The sequence below is a fragment of the Pseudomonas sp. Pseusp21 genome (assembly GCF_059492145.1).
The window spans coordinates 4,830,355-4,846,498 of record NZ_CP168520.1 but is presented as its reverse complement, the minus strand read 5'-3'; the positions used below and the strand labels follow the sequence as shown (position 1 = coordinate 4,846,498).

The window sequence follows — 16,144 nt, the reverse complement described above, 5'->3', positions numbered from 1 at the left end:
GATTCGCCCTTTCATCCAATCATGGGATGAATTTTCTGACATGTTAGTCAGCTCCGCGTAGGACGGCAACCACCTAGGGTCAAGAGAGGCAAATGGAGCGGGATTTTCGATTGGTCAAAATTACCCTTTAAGGGTAATTTCAGGGACAGGGCTTTGGTTTCTTATGGAAAAGAACACACCCCATTACGACTTGGTGGTGATCAAGGCTGAGGTCAGGCGACGGGGAAGACAGGCATTCACCAAGAGCGCAGAAAAAACCGGACTGGATCTCGGCTTCAGCATCATAGAGATGCAAGAAATCGTTTTCGAACTGCAGAACAGGATGTTGTACAAGTCGATGACCACCTATGACGATCATCGAGTCTGGCAAGACGTTTATCACACGCACTCACACGATCTGGAGATTTACATCAAGGTGACATACCGCCCCGAAGGTGGCCCACCGGTAATCTCCTTCAAGGAGAAAAACCAATGAAGACCCGGCAATGTTTCAGCTGCGGTGCACGTGAGGGAATGACACATTTCGAGGGCCGCGGCGAAACCATCAGTGTCAAAGGCATGGAACGTCGTATCGATGACCTTGCTGGCTGGGAATGTCGCAAATGCGGTGAGGTCGAGTGGGACGCCGATACCGATAGTGCAGAACGCTACACGCAAGCCGGTGATGATCTGGTGATTGCTGCCCGACAAATGATCGGTAACGAGATGAAGCGCATCCGGCGCAAATTGCACCTGACGCAAAAAGAAACGGTGCAACTGCTGTCTGGTGGCGGACACAACGCATTTTCCCGCTATGAGCGCGGCGAAGTGCTTCCGCCGAAGGCGTTGATGCTGCTGATGCGCCTGCTCGATCGCTATCCGCACTTGCTCGCCGATGCGAAAGCCTTGGGTGAAGGGGCGGATCTGAGGAACGCCTTCAAGTATACCGAGCACAAAGAACAAGAAGCCCTCACCGTTTCCTGACCCACAAAAAACCAACCCGGCACAAGGCCGGGTTGGTTTTACTCATCAGATATCAATGCAGGATCTGACTCAGGAACAGCTTCGTCCGATCATTCTGTGGATTGTCGAAGAAATCGTTCGGTGCCGCCTGCTCGACGATTTCGCCCTTGTCCATGAAGATCACGCGGTTGGCCACGGTGCGTGCGAAGCCCATTTCGTGGGTTACGCAGAGCATGGTCATACCGTCTTCGGCGAGGCCGATCATAGTGTCGAGTACTTCTTTCACCATCTCCGGGTCGAGTGCCGAGGTCGGTTCGTCGAACAGCATGATTTTCGGTTTCATGCACAACGCGCGGGCGATCGCCACACGCTGCTGCTGACCGCCGGACAGTTGCCCCGGGTACTTGTGCGCCTGCTCCGGAATGCGTACGCGTTCCAGGTAATGCATGGCGATTTCCTCGGCCTTGCGCTTGGGCATCTTGCGTACCCACATCGGCGCCAGGGTGCAGTTCTGCAGGATGGTCAGGTGCGGAAACAAGTTGAAGTGCTGGAACACCATGCCGACTTCGCGGCGGATCGCTTCGATCTGCTTGAGGTCGTTGGTCAGCTCCACGCCATCGACCACGATGCGGCCCTGCTGGTGCTCTTCCAGACGGTTGAGGCAGCGGATGGTGGTGGATTTGCCGGAACCCGACGGGCCGCACAGCACGATACGCTCGCCCTGACGCACGTTGAGGTTGATGTCTTTCAGCACGTGGAACTGGCCGTACCACTTGTTCACGCCCTGCATCTGAATGATGCCTTCAGGGCCCACTGGCTTTTTGATTGCTTCGCTCATCGAAAAAACTCCTAACGCTTGTGGCCAGTGTCGAGCTTGCGTTCCAGGTGCATGGAATAGCGCGACATACCAAAACAGAAAATCCAGAACACCAGGGCGGCGAACACGTAGCCTTCGGTGGCCATGCCCAGCCATTTCGGATCGGCAGCGGCTTGCTTGACGCTGTTGAGCAGGTCAAAGAGGCCGATGATGATCACCAGGCTGGTGTCCTTGAACAGCGCGATGAAGGTGTTGACGATGCCGGGAATCACCAGCTTCAGGGCTTGCGGCAGAATCACCAGGCCCATGGCGCGCCAGTAACCGAGGCCCATCGCGGCCGCGGCTTCGTACTGGCCTTTAGGGATCGCTTGCAGACCGCCGCGCACCACTTCGGCGACGTACGCCGACTGGAACAGGATCACGCCGATCAGCGCCCGCAGCAGCTTGTCGAAGTTCATGCCTTCGGGCAGGAACAGCGGCAGCATCACCGAGGACATGAACAGCACCGTGATCAACGGCACGCCGCGCCAGAACTCGATGAAGGTCACGCAGACCACACGGATCGCCGGCATGTTCGAACGCCGGCCCAGCGCCAGGACAATCCCCAGCGGCAACGCACCGGCGATGCCGACAGTGGCGATCACCAGGGTCAGCATCAGACCGCCCCACTGGCTGGTCGCCACGGTGTCGAGGCCGAAGACGCCGCCATGCAGCAGGCACCAGGCAACGATCGGGTAGACCACCAGGAAGCTCAGGCCGTACACCGCCTTGTGCGCCACGCGCTTGATGAACAGTGGCGCCACGCCGATGACCGCCAGCCACACCGTCAGGTCCACGCGCCAGCGTAGTTCCGGCGGGTAGTAGCCGTACATGAACTGACCGAAACGCTGCTGGATGAAGACCCAGCAGGCGCCGTCCTTGGTGCAGTCGGCGCGGGTGGTGCCGACCCAGTTGGCATCGATGATCGCCCAGCTGAGGATCGGCGGAATCACCAGATAGATCAGGTAGAACGCGAACAGGGTCAGCAGGGTGTTGAGCCAGCTGGAGAACATGTTCGCGCGGATCCACGCCATCGGGCCGAAGACCTTGGCCGGCGGTGGCATGTCGGGTTTGAAAGTATGAGTACTCATGCGCTATTCCTTACCGCTCGATCAGCGCGATGCGCTTGTTGTACCAGTTCATCAGCAGGGAAATGCTGATACTGATCGCCAGGTACACGCTCATGGTGATGGCAATGACTTCGATCGCCTGACCGGTCTGGTTCAGCACGGTGCCGGCGAACAGCGAAACCATTTCCGGATAACCGATACCGGCCGCCAGCGAGGAGTTCTTCGCCAGGTTCAGGTATTGGCTGGTCAGCGGCGGGATGATGACCCGCAGCGCTTGCGGAATGATCACCTTGCGCAGGGTCGGACCGTTGCGCAGGCCGAGCGAATGCGCCGCCTCGGTCTGGCCGTGGCTGACCGACTTGATGCCCGAACGCACGATCTCGGCGATAAACGCGGCGGTGTAAACCGTCAGCGCCAGGGTCAAGGCCAGCAGTTCCGGAATCAGCACCCAGCCACCGACGAAGTTGAAGCCTTGCAGCTTCGGCATTTCCCAATGCACGGGCGCACCGAAGATCAGCGCGCACAGCGCCGGGATCACCAGGAACAGCGCCAGACCGGCCCAGAACTTGTGGAACGGCTCGCCGGTGGCTTCAAAGCGCTTGTTGGCCCAGCGGCTCATCAGCACGATGGCGACGATGGCCACCACGATGCTGATCACGAACGCCCAGAAACCGTCGGCCATTTGCGCGGCCGGCATGTTCAGGCCACGGCTGCTGACGAAGAAGGTATCGCCGAAGTTGTGGCTGTTGCGCGGCCCCGGCATGGTCAGGAACACCGCGAAGTACCAGAACAGGATCTGCAGCAGTGGCGGGATGTTACGGAACACCTCCACGTACACCGTCGCCAGTTTGGCGATGATCCAGTTCTTCGACAGGCGCGCCACGCCGACGATGAAGCCGAGGATCGTGGCCAAGATCACGCCGATGAAGGTCACCAGCAGCGTGTTGAGCAGGCCGATGACAAACACCCGGGCATAACTGTCCGCTTCGGTGTAGGAGATCAGGTGTTGAGCGATGCCGAACCCGGCACTGCGCTCGAGAAAGTCGAACCCCGAAGTGATACCCCGGTGTTGCAGGTTGGTCTGGGTGTTATCGAACAGATACCAGCCCAGGGAGACCACCGCCACGATGGTGATGATCTGAAATACCCACGCACGCACTCGTGGATCGCTGAGGCTGAGCCTCTGCTTTGGTGCGCCGATTGAATTTTGCATGAAGTGCCCCGGAAATAATGGAACAGAACGTCACCCGGCAGTTGGCCTGCCGGGTGACAGAACCATCAGCGCACTGGTGGTGCGTATTGAATGCCGCCGTTGTTCCACAGCGCGTTCAGGCCGCGGTCGATTTCCAGCGGAGTGCTCTTGCCGAGGTTTTTCTCGAAGATTTCGCCGTAGTTGCCGACTTGCTTGACGATCTGTACGACCCAGTCCTTCGGCAGTTTCAGGTCTTTGCCGTATTCGCCGTCTGCGCCGAGCATACGAGCGACATCCGGGTTCTTGGTCGCTTTGGCTTCAGCTTCGACGTTCTTCGAAGAGATGCCGGCTTCTTCGGTGTTCAGCAGCGCGTAGCCAACCCAACGCACGATGGCCAGCCACTCGTCGTCGCCGTTACGCACGACCGGGCCCAGGGGTTCCTTGGAAATGGTTTCCGGCAGAACCACGTAGTCCTTCGGCGAAGCCAGCTTGCTGCGCTGGGCGAACAGCTGGGACTTGTCGGAGGTCAGCACGTCGCAACGACCGGATTCCAGCGACTTGGCGCTTTCATCGGAGGTGTCGAAAGTGATCGGGGTGTATTTCAGACCGTTGCCGCGGAAGTAGTCGGAAACGTTCAGCTCGGTGGTGGTACCCGCCTGGATGCAGATGGTTGCACCGTCCAGCTCTTTGGCACTCTTCACGCCCAGCTTGTTGTTTACCAGGAAGCCGATGCCGTCGTAGTAGGTAATGAAGCCCGGGAATTTCAGGCCCATGCCCGCGTCACGGGAGCTGGTCATGGTGGTGTTGCGCGACAGGATGTCAATCTCGCCCGACTGCAGCGCGGTGAAACGCTCCTTGGCGTTCAACTGACTGAACTTGACCTTGGTCGCATCGCCGAACACGGCAGCGGCCACGGCGCGGCAGACGTCAGCATCGATACCCACGATCTTGCCGGTGGAATCCGGAACCGAGAAGCCTGGCAAGCCATCGCTGACGCCGCACTGCACGAATCCTTTCTTCTTCACTGCATCCAGGGTTGCACCCGCCTGAGCGAACCCGCTGACACCCAGTACTGCAGCAGCAGTCACGATCGCCAGAGTGGATTTCAACATCTTCATTCAAACCTCCAGTTTTGCTCTTGTTGTGTCGGAGCTTGAGTCCAGTCGCACCCTTTTGAGGCGTTGTTGACCCGTGTTGGCTTTTTTTGGGGTCAACCGACGCAGGACCTTCGCTATGAGTCTAGTAGGAGACAATCCACATCATGGACAACTCACTTCTCACCAGTCGGCCGAACGGGCGGTAGCCCTTTCACGTTCGCTAAGCCCGTTGCGGCCATTGGCGAACATCCATCACCGGATTCTTTGCTATCCCGTCGCCAGGCGTTCACTGATAGTGTTACCGCCAGGCGCGAGATCGATTGCACGACTACCTCATAGCAAAGCCCGTACCACACCGGCAGCTGAAGCGATTGAGTGACAGGTCAATAGCAAAACTTGCACCCTTGCGACATCTTCTTAACGGATCAGCCGGGCGCGCACGCAAATCACGCACTCAATGAGAGCGCCCGCACACAATTGGAGCAGCCATGACCGAGCCCTTGATTCTTCAGCCTGTTAAGCCCGCAGACGCCTGCGTGATCTGGCTGCACGGCCTCGGCGCCGACCGCTACGACTTTCTGCCGGTGGCCGAAGCGCTTCAGGAAAGCCTGCTGAGCACGCGGTTCGTCCTGCCCCAGGCGCCGACCCGTCCGGTGACGATAAATGGCGGATATGCCATGCCGAGCTGGTACGACATCAAAGCCATGAGCCCGGCCCGGGCAATCGACCGCGATGAGCTGGAAGCGTCCGCCGACCGCATCATCGAATTGATCGAAGAACAGCGAAGCAGCGGAATAGACGCTTCGCGGATTTTCCTCGCCGGCTTTTCCCAGGGCGGCGCCGTGGTCTATCACACCGCATTCCTGAAATGGCAGGGGCCGTTGGGCGGGGTGCTGGCACTATCGACATACGCGCCGACGTTCAGCGATGAACTGGAGTTGTCCGCCAGCCAGCAGCGGATTCCGGTGCTGGCACTGCACGGCCAGTTCGACAACGTGGTGCAGAACTCCATGGGACGCACGGCTTATGAGTATCTCAAGGCCCATGGTGTCACCGTGACATGGCAGGAATACCCAATGGAGCACGAAGTGTTACCCGAAGAAATTCGCGACATCGGCACATGGTTGAGCGAACGCCTGCGCTGACAATTGCGACAGGGGTCGCCCTTTGATCATCCCACTACGCCGCGCCCGTTTCTTGCATTACACTGGCCGGCGTACATTCCTTAACCAATTGATGAGATGACCGTGCTCAAAGCACTCAAGAAAATGTTCGGTAAAAGCGAGGCTGAGCAGCTCGCGCCAGTCCCCACTGCGCCGTCGCACGCCCCCGGTCATCGCAACGATGCCAGCCAGGCCGACCGCCAGACGCCCAAACGCGAACCGAAACCCGCTCCAGCTGCCGCGCCCGCTACCGAGCCGGCCCGCAGCGAAGCACCGAAACCGGCCAAACCACGTCGCGAACCCAAGCCCAAGGCGCCGGTGATTCCCTGGAAACTCGAAGACTTCGTCGTCGAGCCGCAGGAAGGCAAGACCCGCTTCCACGATTTCAAGCTCGCCCCGGAACTGATGCACGCCATCCACGACCTGGGTTTCCCGTATTGCACACCGATCCAGGCCCAGGTGCTGGGTTATACCCTCGCCGGCAAAGACGCCATCGGCCGCGCCCAGACCGGCACCGGCAAGACCGCCGCGTTCCTGATCTCGATCATCACCCAGCTGTTGCAGACCCCGCCGCCGAAAGAGCGCTACATGGGCGAACCACGGGCGCTGATCATCGCGCCGACCCGCGAGCTGGTGGTGCAGATCGCCAAGGACGCAGCCGACCTGACCAAGTACACCGGCCTCAACGTCATGACGTTCGTCGGCGGCATGGACTTCGACAAGCAGCTCAAGCACCTCGAAGCGCGCCATTGCGACATCCTCGTCGCGACCCCGGGCCGCCTGCTTGACTTCAACCAGCGCGGTGACGTGCACCTGGACATGGTCGAAGTGATGGTGCTGGACGAAGCCGACCGCATGCTCGACATGGGCTTCATCCCGCAGGTCCGGCAGATCATTCGCCAGACCCCGCCGAAAAGCGAACGCCAGACTCTGCTGTTCTCCGCGACCTTCACCGAGGACGTGATGAACCTCGCCAAGCAGTGGACCACCGATCCTGCGATCGTCGAAATCGAAGTCACCAACGTGGCCAACGAGAACGTCGAGCAGCACATCTACGCGGTGGCCGGTGCCGACAAATACAAACTGCTGTTCAACCTGGTCAACGACAACGGCTGGGAGCGGGTCATCGTGTTCGCCAACCGCAAGGACGAAGTGCGCCGTATCGAAGAACGCCTGGTGCGTGACGGCATCAACGCCGCGCAACTGTCCGGCGACGTGCCGCAGCACAAGCGGATCAAGACGCTCGAAGGCTTCCGCGAAGGCAAGATCCGGGTACTGGTCGCCACCGACGTGGCCGGGCGCGGTATCCACATCGACGGCATCAGCCACGTGATCAACTTCACCCTGCCGGAAGTCCCGGACGACTATGTGCACCGTATCGGTCGTACCGGTCGTGCTGGCGCCGACGGCGTGTCGATCAGCTTCGCCGGTGAGGACGACTCCTATCAGTTGCCGTCCATCGAAGAAAAGCTCGGTCGCAAGATCAGCTGTGAAACGCCGCCGACCCATCTATTGCGGGCGGTTGAGCGCAAGCGTCCACAGTAAGCGACGCTATAAAGCGAAGCGCAGCCGGCAACGGACTGCGCTTTTTTTTCGCCCGGATATTGTTCAACAAAACTAAAAGTCCATAATGGACAAATTAGTTTAGAAACAATCTGCGGAGTCCAACATGTCCAGTACGCCTTACGTGATCGACCAAACCCAGGCCCGCGAGCTGCTGGCCCGGATCGATGTGCCGCAGATCCTGCGCAAGCTGTTCCGCGATCTGGCGGCCGGGCATGCGGTGCAACCGGCGCAGCAACTGGTGGAGTTCCCCCAGGGCGCTGGGGACTTCATCAACTATCTCGGCGTATTGGCCGAAGACGGCGTGTACGGGGTCAAGACTTCGCCGTACATCGTTCGCGAACAAGGCCCGCTGGTGACCGCGTGGACGCTGTTGATGTCGATGCACACCGGCCAGCCGCTGCTGCTCTGCGATGCCGGCGAACTGACCACCGCCCGTACCGCTGCGACCACCGCCGTGGCGGTCGATGCCCTCGCCCCCCTGAAAGCCACGCGACTGGCAATCATCGGCAGCGGCAAGGTCGCCCAGGCGCACCTGCATTACGTCAAAACGTTGCGCGACTGGCAGAGCATCAGTGTGTACTCGCCGACCTTGAGCGACGACCCGGCAACCGCCCGCCAACTGCAAACCCTTGATTCACGGGTGAGCATCGCCGACAGCCGCGAAACCGCCATCGCCGAGGCCGACGTGATCATGCTCTGCACCTCGTCCGCCGGCCCCGTGATCGACCCGGCAACTTTAAGCAAACCGGCGCTCATCACTTCGATAAGCACCAACGCACCGCGCGCCCACGAAGTGCCGCCGCAAAGCCTCAACGACATGCAGGTGTTCTGTGACTATCGTATGACCACCCCGGACTCGGCCGGCGAGATGCTGATCGCCAGCGAACAACATGGCTGGGACCACAGCGCGATCCTCGGTGATCTCGCGGATCTGCTCAGCGAAAAAGTGCAGCGCCCCGATTACAACCGTCACGTGTTTTTCCGCTCCATCGGTCTGGGCCTGGAAGACATCGCCCTGGCCAACGCCGTCTATCAATTGCAGCGCTGACACCGGAGATTTTCATGAGTCATGCAGATTTCATCATCATCGGCGGCGGGATTGCCGGCGCTTCCACCGGTTTTTGGCTGTCGCAACATGGCAAGGTCGTGGTGCTGGAGCGCGAGTCGCACCCGGCTTATCACTCGACCGGGCGTTCGGCTGCGCTGTTCACCGCTGCTTACGGCACTGCGCAGGTCCGGGCGCTGACCCAGGCCAGCCGCGAATTCTTCGACCATCCGCCCAGCGGTTTCTGCGAGCACCCGCTGCTGACCCCGCGCGGCGAAATGACCGTCGACTTCACCGGCGACGCCGCCGAGCTGAACAATCAATACCTCAGCGCCAAGGCCACGGTGCCGCAGATGCAGCTGCTCAGCGCGGATGAAGCCTGCGCGCGGCTGCCGATCCTGCGTCGGGAGAAAGTCCATGGCGCGATCTACGACCCGACCGCCAGCGACATCGACACCGACGCCCTGCATCAGGGCTATCTGCGCGGTATCCGCCGCAACAACGGCCAGGTGCAGACCGATTGCGAAGTGCTCGGAATGAGCCGCGACGCCGACGGCATCTGGCAAGTGCAGACCAACGGCCAGAGCTTCAGCGCTCCCGTCGTGATCAACGCCGCCGGCGCCTGGGCCGACAAGATCGCTGCACTGGCCGGTGCCCGGCCGCTGGGCCTGCAACCGAAACGCCGGGCCGCGTTCATTTTCGCCGGCCCGGAGGGCGTCGACATCCACCATTGGCCGATGCTGGTCAGCCTCGACGAATCCTTCTATATGAAGCCCGACGCCGGCATGTTCCTCGGCTCGCCGGCCAACGCCGACCCGGTCGAACCCCACGACGTACAACCCGAAGAACTGGACATTGCCATGGGCATTTACCAGATCGAGGAAGCGACGACCCTGACCATCCGCCGCCCGACCCGCACCTGGGCCGGCCTGCGCAGTTTTGTCGCTGACGGCGATTTGCTGTCCGGGTTCGATCCGCAGGTGCCGGGGCTGTTCTGGGTCGCGGCCCAGGGCGGTTACGGTATCCAGACCTCCCCGGCCATGGGCCAGGCCAGCGCCGCGCTGGTGCGTGGTGAATCGTTACCCGAACACCTTCAACAATTCGGCCTGACCGCCGCCATGCTCGCCCCTGCCCGCCTGACCTGACCGTCCGCCCGGATGACGCGCCCGACGGATTGCGGCACACTCGCAACGCCCCCGGATCACGGGGGCGTTGACGTTGCCTGGAGCTCCACAGTTATGACCGCCCCCGAACACACGCCCGAGCTGCATGACGCCGCGCTGGATAACTACCACGCCATCGCCGATGCCATTGCCACGTTGTTCTTTCCCCATGCCGAAGTGGTGTTGCACGACCTGCGCACGCAGAAGGTCGATTACATCGCCAACAACCTGTCGAAACGGGTGATCGGCGACGAATCGTCACTGGAAGACATGCTCAGCGACGAGGTCAGCGAACGGAACATCGGCCCGTATGAAAAGCTCAATTGGGACGGCCAGAAGATTCGCAGCCTGAGCACCGTGCTGCGCGACAGCGAAGGTCATCCGCTGGCGGTGCTGTGCATCAACCTGAATATTTCGCTGTTCGAAAATGCCAAAGCTGCGCTGGACCTGTTCCTCTCGCCGAGCAAACTGATCCCGCAACCGGACTCGCTGTTTCGCGATGACTGGCAGGAGCGGATCAACACCTTTCTGCACGCCTGGCTACGCGAACGGCAACTGAGCCTGAACCTGCTGACCCGCGATCACAAACGCGAACTGGTATTGGCGCTGCACGCCGAGGGGGCGTTCAAGGGCAAGAGCGCCTCGAACTATGTGGCCAATGTGCTGAACATGGGGCGGGCGACGGTGTACAAGCATTTGAAGGAATTGAAGGGCTGAAGATTTTGCGGTGAATCTGACGGCCTCATCGCTGGCAAGCCAGCTCCCACAGGTTTTGTGTACACCGAAAATCTCTGTGGGAGCTGGCTTGCCAGCGATGGCGGACGATCAGTCGCCGTAGATGTCCGACTTGAAGTACTTCTCGGAAATCTTCTGGTATTCGCCACTGGCGCGAATGCCGTCGATGGCACTGTTCAACTGGCTGACCAGTTCGGTGTTGCCCTTGCGCACCGCGATCCCCGCGCCCTCGCCCACATACTTCGGATCCTTCAGCTCAGGCCCGACAAAGGCGTACCCCTTGCCGCGCGGCATCGACAGGAAGTCGTTCAGCGGGATGGTGTCGGCGAAGATCGCGTCGAGACGCCCGGCCGCCAGGTCCATGTAGATTTCTTCGTTGTTGCCGTAGCGCTTGACGTTGATGCCCTTGGGCTCGAACACCTCGGTGGCGTAACGGTCGGTGGTGGTTGCACGCTGTACGCCGACGGTCTTGCCTTTGAGGCTGGCGTACTGGTCATCGACGCTCGCGCCTTCCTTCATCACCAGCCGCGACGAGGTGAAATAGTACTTGTGGGTGAAGTCCACCGACTTCTTGCGGTCTTCGTTGATGGTCATGGACGACAGCGCCATGTCGATTTTCTTCACTTTCAGGGAAGGAATCAGACCGTCGAACTCGCCCTCGACCCACACGCACTTGACCTGCATCTGCGCGCACAGGGCATTGCCGATGTCGTAGTCGAAACCGACGATTTCACCCTTCTCGGTCTTCGAGGCGAAGGGCGGATACGCCGCTTCGATACCGATGCGCAGGGTTTTCTCGGCGGCGAACGCGCTGCTGCACGCCAACAGGCTCAGTGCCAGACCGGTGATGAGGGGGAATTTCTTCATGTTCGTTCTCTCGCGGGTTGTTGTTGGTTTGGCAAGACGAAGAAGAGCAGCTGCAAGCGGCAAGCCTGAAGCTTCAAGCATGAGACTATTTTTGTACTTGTAAATCCATATTGGACTTTCATGTACAAATCGTCAATCAGGCAAAAGCCATCGGCATCAGCCAATGGTCGGCTGATGCACTAGAGGGGATAAAAGAAGATTTACTGCTTCCAGCGATCCGCCGCCGCATGATCGCTGTCGCGACCTTCGACCCAGCGCGGGCCGTCGCTGGTGTTCTCTTTCTTCCAGAACGGTGCGCGGGTTTTCAGGTAATCCATGACGAAGGCGCAGGCGTCGAACGCTGCCTGGCGGTGGGCACTGGCAGCGGCGACAAACACGATCGGCTCACCCGGTTCCAGCGCGCCGATGCGGTGCAGCACTTCCAGCTTCAACAGCGGCCAGCGCTCCTCGGCTTCAACGGCGATCTTGCCGAGGGCCTTTTCGGTCATGCCCGGATAGTGTTCGAGGAACATTCCGGCGACATCGAGGCCATCGTTGAAGTCGCGCACGTAGCCGACAAAACTCACCACCGCGCCGACGCCGACATTGGCCGCGTGCATCGCGTTGACTTCGGCACCCGGATCGAACGGTTCGGACTGCACCCGAATGTGCATGGCTCAGCCTCCGGTCACGGTGGGGAAAAACGCCACTTCGTCGCCATCCACCACCGGCTCGTCGAGCTGGCAGAGGTCTTCGTTGCGTGCGCACATCAGGTTCTGTTCGCTCAGCACCTCGGCCCCCTCACGCTGCGCCAGCAACGCACGAACGTCATCGACGGTGAAGAAATCACCCTCGACCTTCACCGAATCCACGCCCAGCGCCTCGCGGTAACGGGCAAAAAACTTCACGGTCAGGTTCATGGCTGCTCCGCCTGGAAATGCCCGCTCTTGCCGCCGACTTTCTCCAGCAGGCGCACACTTTCGATGGTCATGCCGCGATCCACGGCCTTGCACATGTCGTAGATCGTCAGCGCGGCGACGCTGGCGGCGGTCAGCGCTTCCATCTCGACACCGGTCTGCCCGGACAATTTGCAGCGAGCCACGATGCGCACCGCGTCGTCACCTTCGGCACTGAGCTCGACCTTGACGCCGGTCAGCATCAACGGATGGCACAGGGGAATCAGGTCACTGGTTTTCTTCGCCGCCTGAATGCCGGCAATGCGCGCCACGGCGAACACGTCGCCCTTGGGATGGCCACCGCTGACGATCATCTGCAGGGTGTCGGGCAGCATGCGCACCAGCGCTTGGGCCGTCGCTTCACGGAACGTCACGGCTTTTTCGGTGACGTCGACCATGTTGGCGCGACCTTGGGAATCGAGATGAGTCAGCACGGGATTACTCCTGATCAGGAGCGTCGATTGTAAACCTGGGGGTCAGAATTGCGCACATAAAAAACCGGGCGACTTTGCAGTCGCCCGGTTCGATTTGACGGTTACAGATGCGATTCGGCGTATTCGGCCAGGATCGAGCGAGGCACCCCTTGCAGGGTGATGTGCACACCGTTGGGGAAATCCTTGAAGCGTTCGGTCAGGTAAGTCAGCCCGGAACTGGTCGCGGACAGGTAAGGGGTATCGATCTGTGCCAGGTTGCCCAGGCACACCACTTTGGAACCGGCGCCGGCCCGGGTGATGATGGTTTTCATCTGGTGCGGCGTGAGGTTCTGGCATTCGTCGATCAGGATCAGGCTCTGCTGGAAGCTGCGACCGCGAATGTAGTTGAGCGATTTGAACTGCAACGGCACTTTGCTGAGGATGTAGTCGACGCTGCCATGGGTGTTTTCGTCATCCATGTGCAAGGCTTCGAGGTTGTCGGTGATGGCGCCGAGCCAAGGCTCCATTTTTTCCGCTTCGGTGCCCGGCAGGAAGCCGATTTCCTGGTCCAGGCCCTGCACGCTGCGGGTGGCGATGATGCGGCGATAACGCTTGCTGACCATGGTCTGCTCGATCGCAGCGGCCAGCGCCAGAATGGTTTTACCCGAACCGGCGGCACCGGACAGGTTGACCAGGTGAATATCCGGATCCAGCAGCGCATACAGCGCCAGGCTCTGATAGATGTCCCGTGGCTTGAGGCCCCAGGCTTCCTGGTGCAACAGCGGTTCCTGGTGCAGGTCGAGGATCAACAGCTTGTCCTCTTTGATTTCCTTGATCCAGCCGACGAAGCCCTGCTCATCAATGATGAATTCGTTGATATGCACGGCAGGCAGGTTGTCGATCAGCTGCACCTGATGCCAGGTGCGGCCGTGGTCCTGACGGGTTTCGACCTTGCTCACGCGGTCCCAGAAAGAGCCGGTCATGTTGTGATAGCCGTTGGGCAGCAGGGACACATCGTCGACCAGTTGGTCGGTGCTGTAGTCCTCGGCGTCGATCCCGCATGCGCGCGCCTTGAGGCGCATGTTGATGTCTTTGGTGACCAGCACCACCGGTTTTTTCGGGTCGCGGGTGTGCAGGTCAATCAGCTGGTTGATGATTTTGTTGTCGTTCAGATGCTCGGGCAGAATCAGGTTCGATTCGGCCTGCTTGCTCATCAGAATCGACAGCAAGCCCTTCGGACCGCCCTTGCCACGCTGGATCGGCACGCCCTGTTCGACATCATCGGGTGAGGCATCGCCCAGGGTCTTGTCGATCAGCCGGATCGCCTGACGGCATTCGGCGGCCACGCTGTGATGCCCGCTCTTGAGCTTGTCCAGCTCTTCAAGCACGGTCATCGGGATCGCGACGTGGTGTTCTTCAAAATTCAGCAGGGCGTTCGGATCGTGAATCAGTACGTTGGTATCGAGTACATAAAGGATTGGCTGGTTGGAGGAAGGGCTACGTCCGTGATCATCCATACTCGGTCACCTTTGTGGGAGCCATTCGACGCAATACCTCGGCGGTGCTGCGCCTCGAAGTGACTGCCGAATCCACCTGCACAGCTTTTGTCGGGATAGCAGGTGAACTGCACACAAAATGGGTCTTGGAAGACGCCACCTGTGTTGCAGGTTTCGGCGGTCTGACTTCGTAATACTCCAAAACCCGTGACAGAAAAAAGCACTTTGACGCTTTTTTGAAGTTTATTTTGCAAAGTGACGAAAAGCCCTTGGCGGACCGCCCTGCCCCCGTTAGAGTCGGAAGTCCGCCTGCATCGAATTCTGCAAAAAATTCACCCCAAGCCCAATGTTTCCGGGCTCTTGCCGTTTTTCAGCGAAACGCGTCCTGACAGTCTTCCCAGCCGATGCCGCTTTGCGCGGTTTGCGTGATCAGCCACGGCAACGCGGTCTTCACCGCATCCTGTTTCATGTTGAAATTGATCACCCCGTGCCGCCACAGCAGCATCAGGGTCAGCACCCGCTGCGCGCTCGGAGCGCCCTTGAGCTTGCCGGCGCCGTCCTGGGCATCGATGTCCCACAGCGCCACTTGCAGGCCCTGGCTGTTGAAAAAGCTCCGGGCATCGCCGCGACGTTGCCCTTCCGGTGGACGGAACAGCGGCACGTAGTTTTCCGGCAGCTTGTTGCGGACCAGATCGGCACTGCGCCGCACCGAATCCTGCCAGTCCTGCCAGTGGCTGTGGGACCTGAATTCCCAGCCCTGCACGCCGACGCACTGCTGCGAAAACGCCGCTTGCAGGCTGCTGACGGAACGGTCGGCCAATCGCGCCTGAACATCCTTGCCCAACATGAAGAAGGTGCCGCTCAGGTTCGACTTGCGCAGGTACTCGGCGAGCCAGTCGGTATTGTCCGGCTGCAGGTTGGCGGCGCTGTCGAAAGTCAGAAGAAACAGGCGATCGTGCATGTCGTCGCCGTTGCGCTCGTAGTCTCCGAAATGATCGATTTCGCTGCTGGTCTGCGGCGACAGCGCCGCCTTGCGCATCAGTTCATCGAGATATTGCAGATGGAAGATCCGGCTCGGCTCGGCCCATTTGGTGTAATAGCTTTCGTCGCTGACCACGAATTTGGCGGCCTGCTCGCGCAGGGTCGGCAGGTCTTCGACGAGGAAGCAGAACGAGGCGTCCTGATCGCAGCTTTGCTGGGCGAAGTTGTAATTGGCGAGCAGGCGCTGCCACAGCCGCCCGCGCAGGCTGTTGATCGCATCCAGATTGACTGTGCGCAGCCCCAGGCGCTGGGCCAGCGCCGCCTCGTCCAGCGCTTCGGTACCGAGCAGGCCCCGGGCGAACATCAGGATTTCCGCCCGCGAGGCGACGTCGAACAGCGTCGGGTTGTCGAGCTTTTCCGGCCAGGTGCTGCGATCCAGCGTCGCGATATCGCCCGGCGCCGCAACGGCACCGACGCTCAACAGCCACGCGGTGAAGAAAAGAACAATGCGCAAAGGGTGTCTCCATTACAAAACCCGCGCCGCACTATAGCCGATCCGACAGTAATTCCTGCAGGCACACAGATGATCGTTCCCACGCTCTGCGTGGTAACGCCTCCCCGGA

At 60.2% G+C, this 16,144-nt stretch carries 17 protein-coding genes; 7 read left to right on the top strand and 10 right to left on the bottom strand.

Going from position 1 to position 16,144, the window contains the following annotated elements; translation table 11 throughout:
- Positions 1 to 163: 163 nt before the first annotated feature.
- Positions 164 to 475: a type II toxin-antitoxin system MqsR family toxin gene (locus ACEN93_RS21900; RefSeq protein ID WP_074691191.1), complete on the top strand. Its 312-nt coding sequence runs from the start codon at positions 164 to 166 to the stop codon at positions 473 to 475.
- Positions 472 to 963: a type II TA system antitoxin MqsA family protein gene (locus tag ACEN93_RS21895; RefSeq protein WP_495610495.1), complete on the top strand. Its 492-nt coding sequence runs from the start codon at positions 472 to 474 to the stop codon at positions 961 to 963. The genes ACEN93_RS21900 and ACEN93_RS21895 overlap by 4 nt, the downstream gene beginning before the upstream one ends.
- A gap of 52 nt (positions 964 to 1,015) precedes the next feature.
- Here the strand turns inward: ACEN93_RS21895 and ACEN93_RS21890 are convergent, their stop codons facing one another.
- The 4 genes from ACEN93_RS21890 to ACEN93_RS21875 form a co-directional block, all read right to left on the bottom strand.
- The gene (locus ACEN93_RS21890; RefSeq protein ID WP_007957337.1) at positions 1,016 to 1,780 is read right to left on the bottom strand and encodes an amino acid ABC transporter ATP-binding protein; all 765 of its coding nucleotides are present in this window, start codon (positions 1,778 to 1,780) and stop codon (positions 1,016 to 1,018) included.
- A gap of 11 nt (positions 1,781 to 1,791) precedes the next feature.
- Positions 1,792 to 2,889 carry an amino acid ABC transporter permease gene (locus tag ACEN93_RS21885; protein WP_007957335.1) on the bottom strand — a complete coding sequence of 366 codons (1,098 nt, stop codon included), beginning with the start codon at positions 2,887 to 2,889 and terminating at the stop codon, positions 1,792 to 1,794.
- Positions 2,890 to 2,899: 10 nt separating this feature from the next.
- On the bottom strand, positions 2,900 to 4,081 hold the full coding sequence (locus tag ACEN93_RS21880; protein ID WP_039769483.1) for an amino acid ABC transporter permease: 1,182 nt from the start codon (positions 4,079 to 4,081) through the stop codon (positions 2,900 to 2,902).
- 65 nt (positions 4,082 to 4,146) lie between these two features.
- A complete protein-coding gene (locus ACEN93_RS21875) occupies positions 4,147 to 5,178 on the bottom strand; it encodes an amino acid ABC transporter substrate-binding protein (RefSeq protein WP_007957332.1) in 1,032 nt (343 codons plus the stop codon).
- Between the two features lie 467 nt (positions 5,179 to 5,645).
- Between ACEN93_RS21875 and ACEN93_RS21870 the strand changes: the two genes are divergently transcribed.
- The 5 genes from ACEN93_RS21870 to ACEN93_RS21850 all read left to right on the top strand — a co-directional run bounded on the left by ACEN93_RS21870 (position 5,646) and on the right by ACEN93_RS21850 (position 10,811).
- Positions 5,646 to 6,302 carry an alpha/beta hydrolase gene (locus ACEN93_RS21870; protein ID WP_039769482.1) on the top strand — a complete coding sequence of 219 codons (657 nt, stop codon included), beginning with the start codon at positions 5,646 to 5,648 and terminating at the stop codon, positions 6,300 to 6,302.
- Positions 6,303 to 6,398: 96 nt separating this feature from the next.
- Positions 6,399 to 7,865, top strand: coding sequence for an ATP-dependent RNA helicase RhlB (gene rhlB, locus ACEN93_RS21865; protein WP_074691183.1), 1,467 nt, complete (start codon positions 6,399 to 6,401; stop codon positions 7,863 to 7,865).
- 124 nt (positions 7,866 to 7,989) lie between these two features.
- Positions 7,990 to 8,934, top strand: a complete 945-nt coding sequence (locus ACEN93_RS21860) for an ornithine cyclodeaminase family protein (RefSeq protein ID WP_039769472.1) — start codon at positions 7,990 to 7,992, stop codon at positions 8,932 to 8,934.
- Between the two features lie 14 nt (positions 8,935 to 8,948).
- Positions 8,949 to 10,076, top strand: a complete 1,128-nt coding sequence (locus ACEN93_RS21855) for an NAD(P)/FAD-dependent oxidoreductase (RefSeq protein ID WP_495610494.1) — start codon at positions 8,949 to 8,951, stop codon at positions 10,074 to 10,076.
- Between the two features lie 93 nt (positions 10,077 to 10,169).
- Entirely contained in the window at positions 10,170 to 10,811 is a 642-nt protein-coding gene (locus tag ACEN93_RS21850) for a helix-turn-helix transcriptional regulator (protein ID WP_039769469.1), read from the top strand.
- A 108-nt stretch (positions 10,812 to 10,919) separates the two neighbouring features.
- Here the strand turns inward: ACEN93_RS21850 and ACEN93_RS21845 are convergent, their stop codons facing one another.
- The 6 genes from ACEN93_RS21845 to ACEN93_RS21820 form a co-directional block, all read right to left on the bottom strand.
- On the bottom strand, positions 10,920 to 11,696 hold the full coding sequence (locus ACEN93_RS21845; RefSeq protein ID WP_074691177.1) for an ABC transporter substrate-binding protein: 777 nt from the start codon (positions 11,694 to 11,696) through the stop codon (positions 10,920 to 10,922).
- A 200-nt stretch (positions 11,697 to 11,896) separates the two neighbouring features.
- Positions 11,897 to 12,349, bottom strand: a complete 453-nt coding sequence (gene moaE, locus ACEN93_RS21840; protein WP_039769465.1) for a molybdopterin synthase catalytic subunit MoaE — start codon at positions 12,347 to 12,349, stop codon at positions 11,897 to 11,899.
- 3 nt (positions 12,350 to 12,352) lie between these two features.
- On the bottom strand, positions 12,353 to 12,595 hold the full coding sequence (locus ACEN93_RS21835; RefSeq protein ID WP_039769463.1) for a MoaD/ThiS family protein: 243 nt from the start codon (positions 12,593 to 12,595) through the stop codon (positions 12,353 to 12,355).
- Complete coding sequence (moaC, locus tag ACEN93_RS21830; protein ID WP_007957321.1) at positions 12,592 to 13,065, bottom strand: cyclic pyranopterin monophosphate synthase MoaC; 474 nt, start codon at positions 13,063 to 13,065, stop codon at positions 12,592 to 12,594. Before moaC ends, ACEN93_RS21835 begins: the two co-directional genes overlap by 4 nt.
- A 101-nt stretch (positions 13,066 to 13,166) precedes the next feature.
- A complete protein-coding gene (locus ACEN93_RS21825; protein WP_495610493.1) occupies positions 13,167 to 14,561 on the bottom strand; it encodes a PhoH family protein in 1,395 nt (464 codons plus the stop codon).
- A gap of 349 nt (positions 14,562 to 14,910) precedes the next feature.
- On the bottom strand, positions 14,911 to 16,035 hold the full coding sequence (locus tag ACEN93_RS21820; protein ID WP_495610492.1) for a polysaccharide deacetylase family protein: 1,125 nt from the start codon (positions 16,033 to 16,035) through the stop codon (positions 14,911 to 14,913).
- Between the last annotated feature and the right edge of the window lie 109 nt (positions 16,036 to 16,144).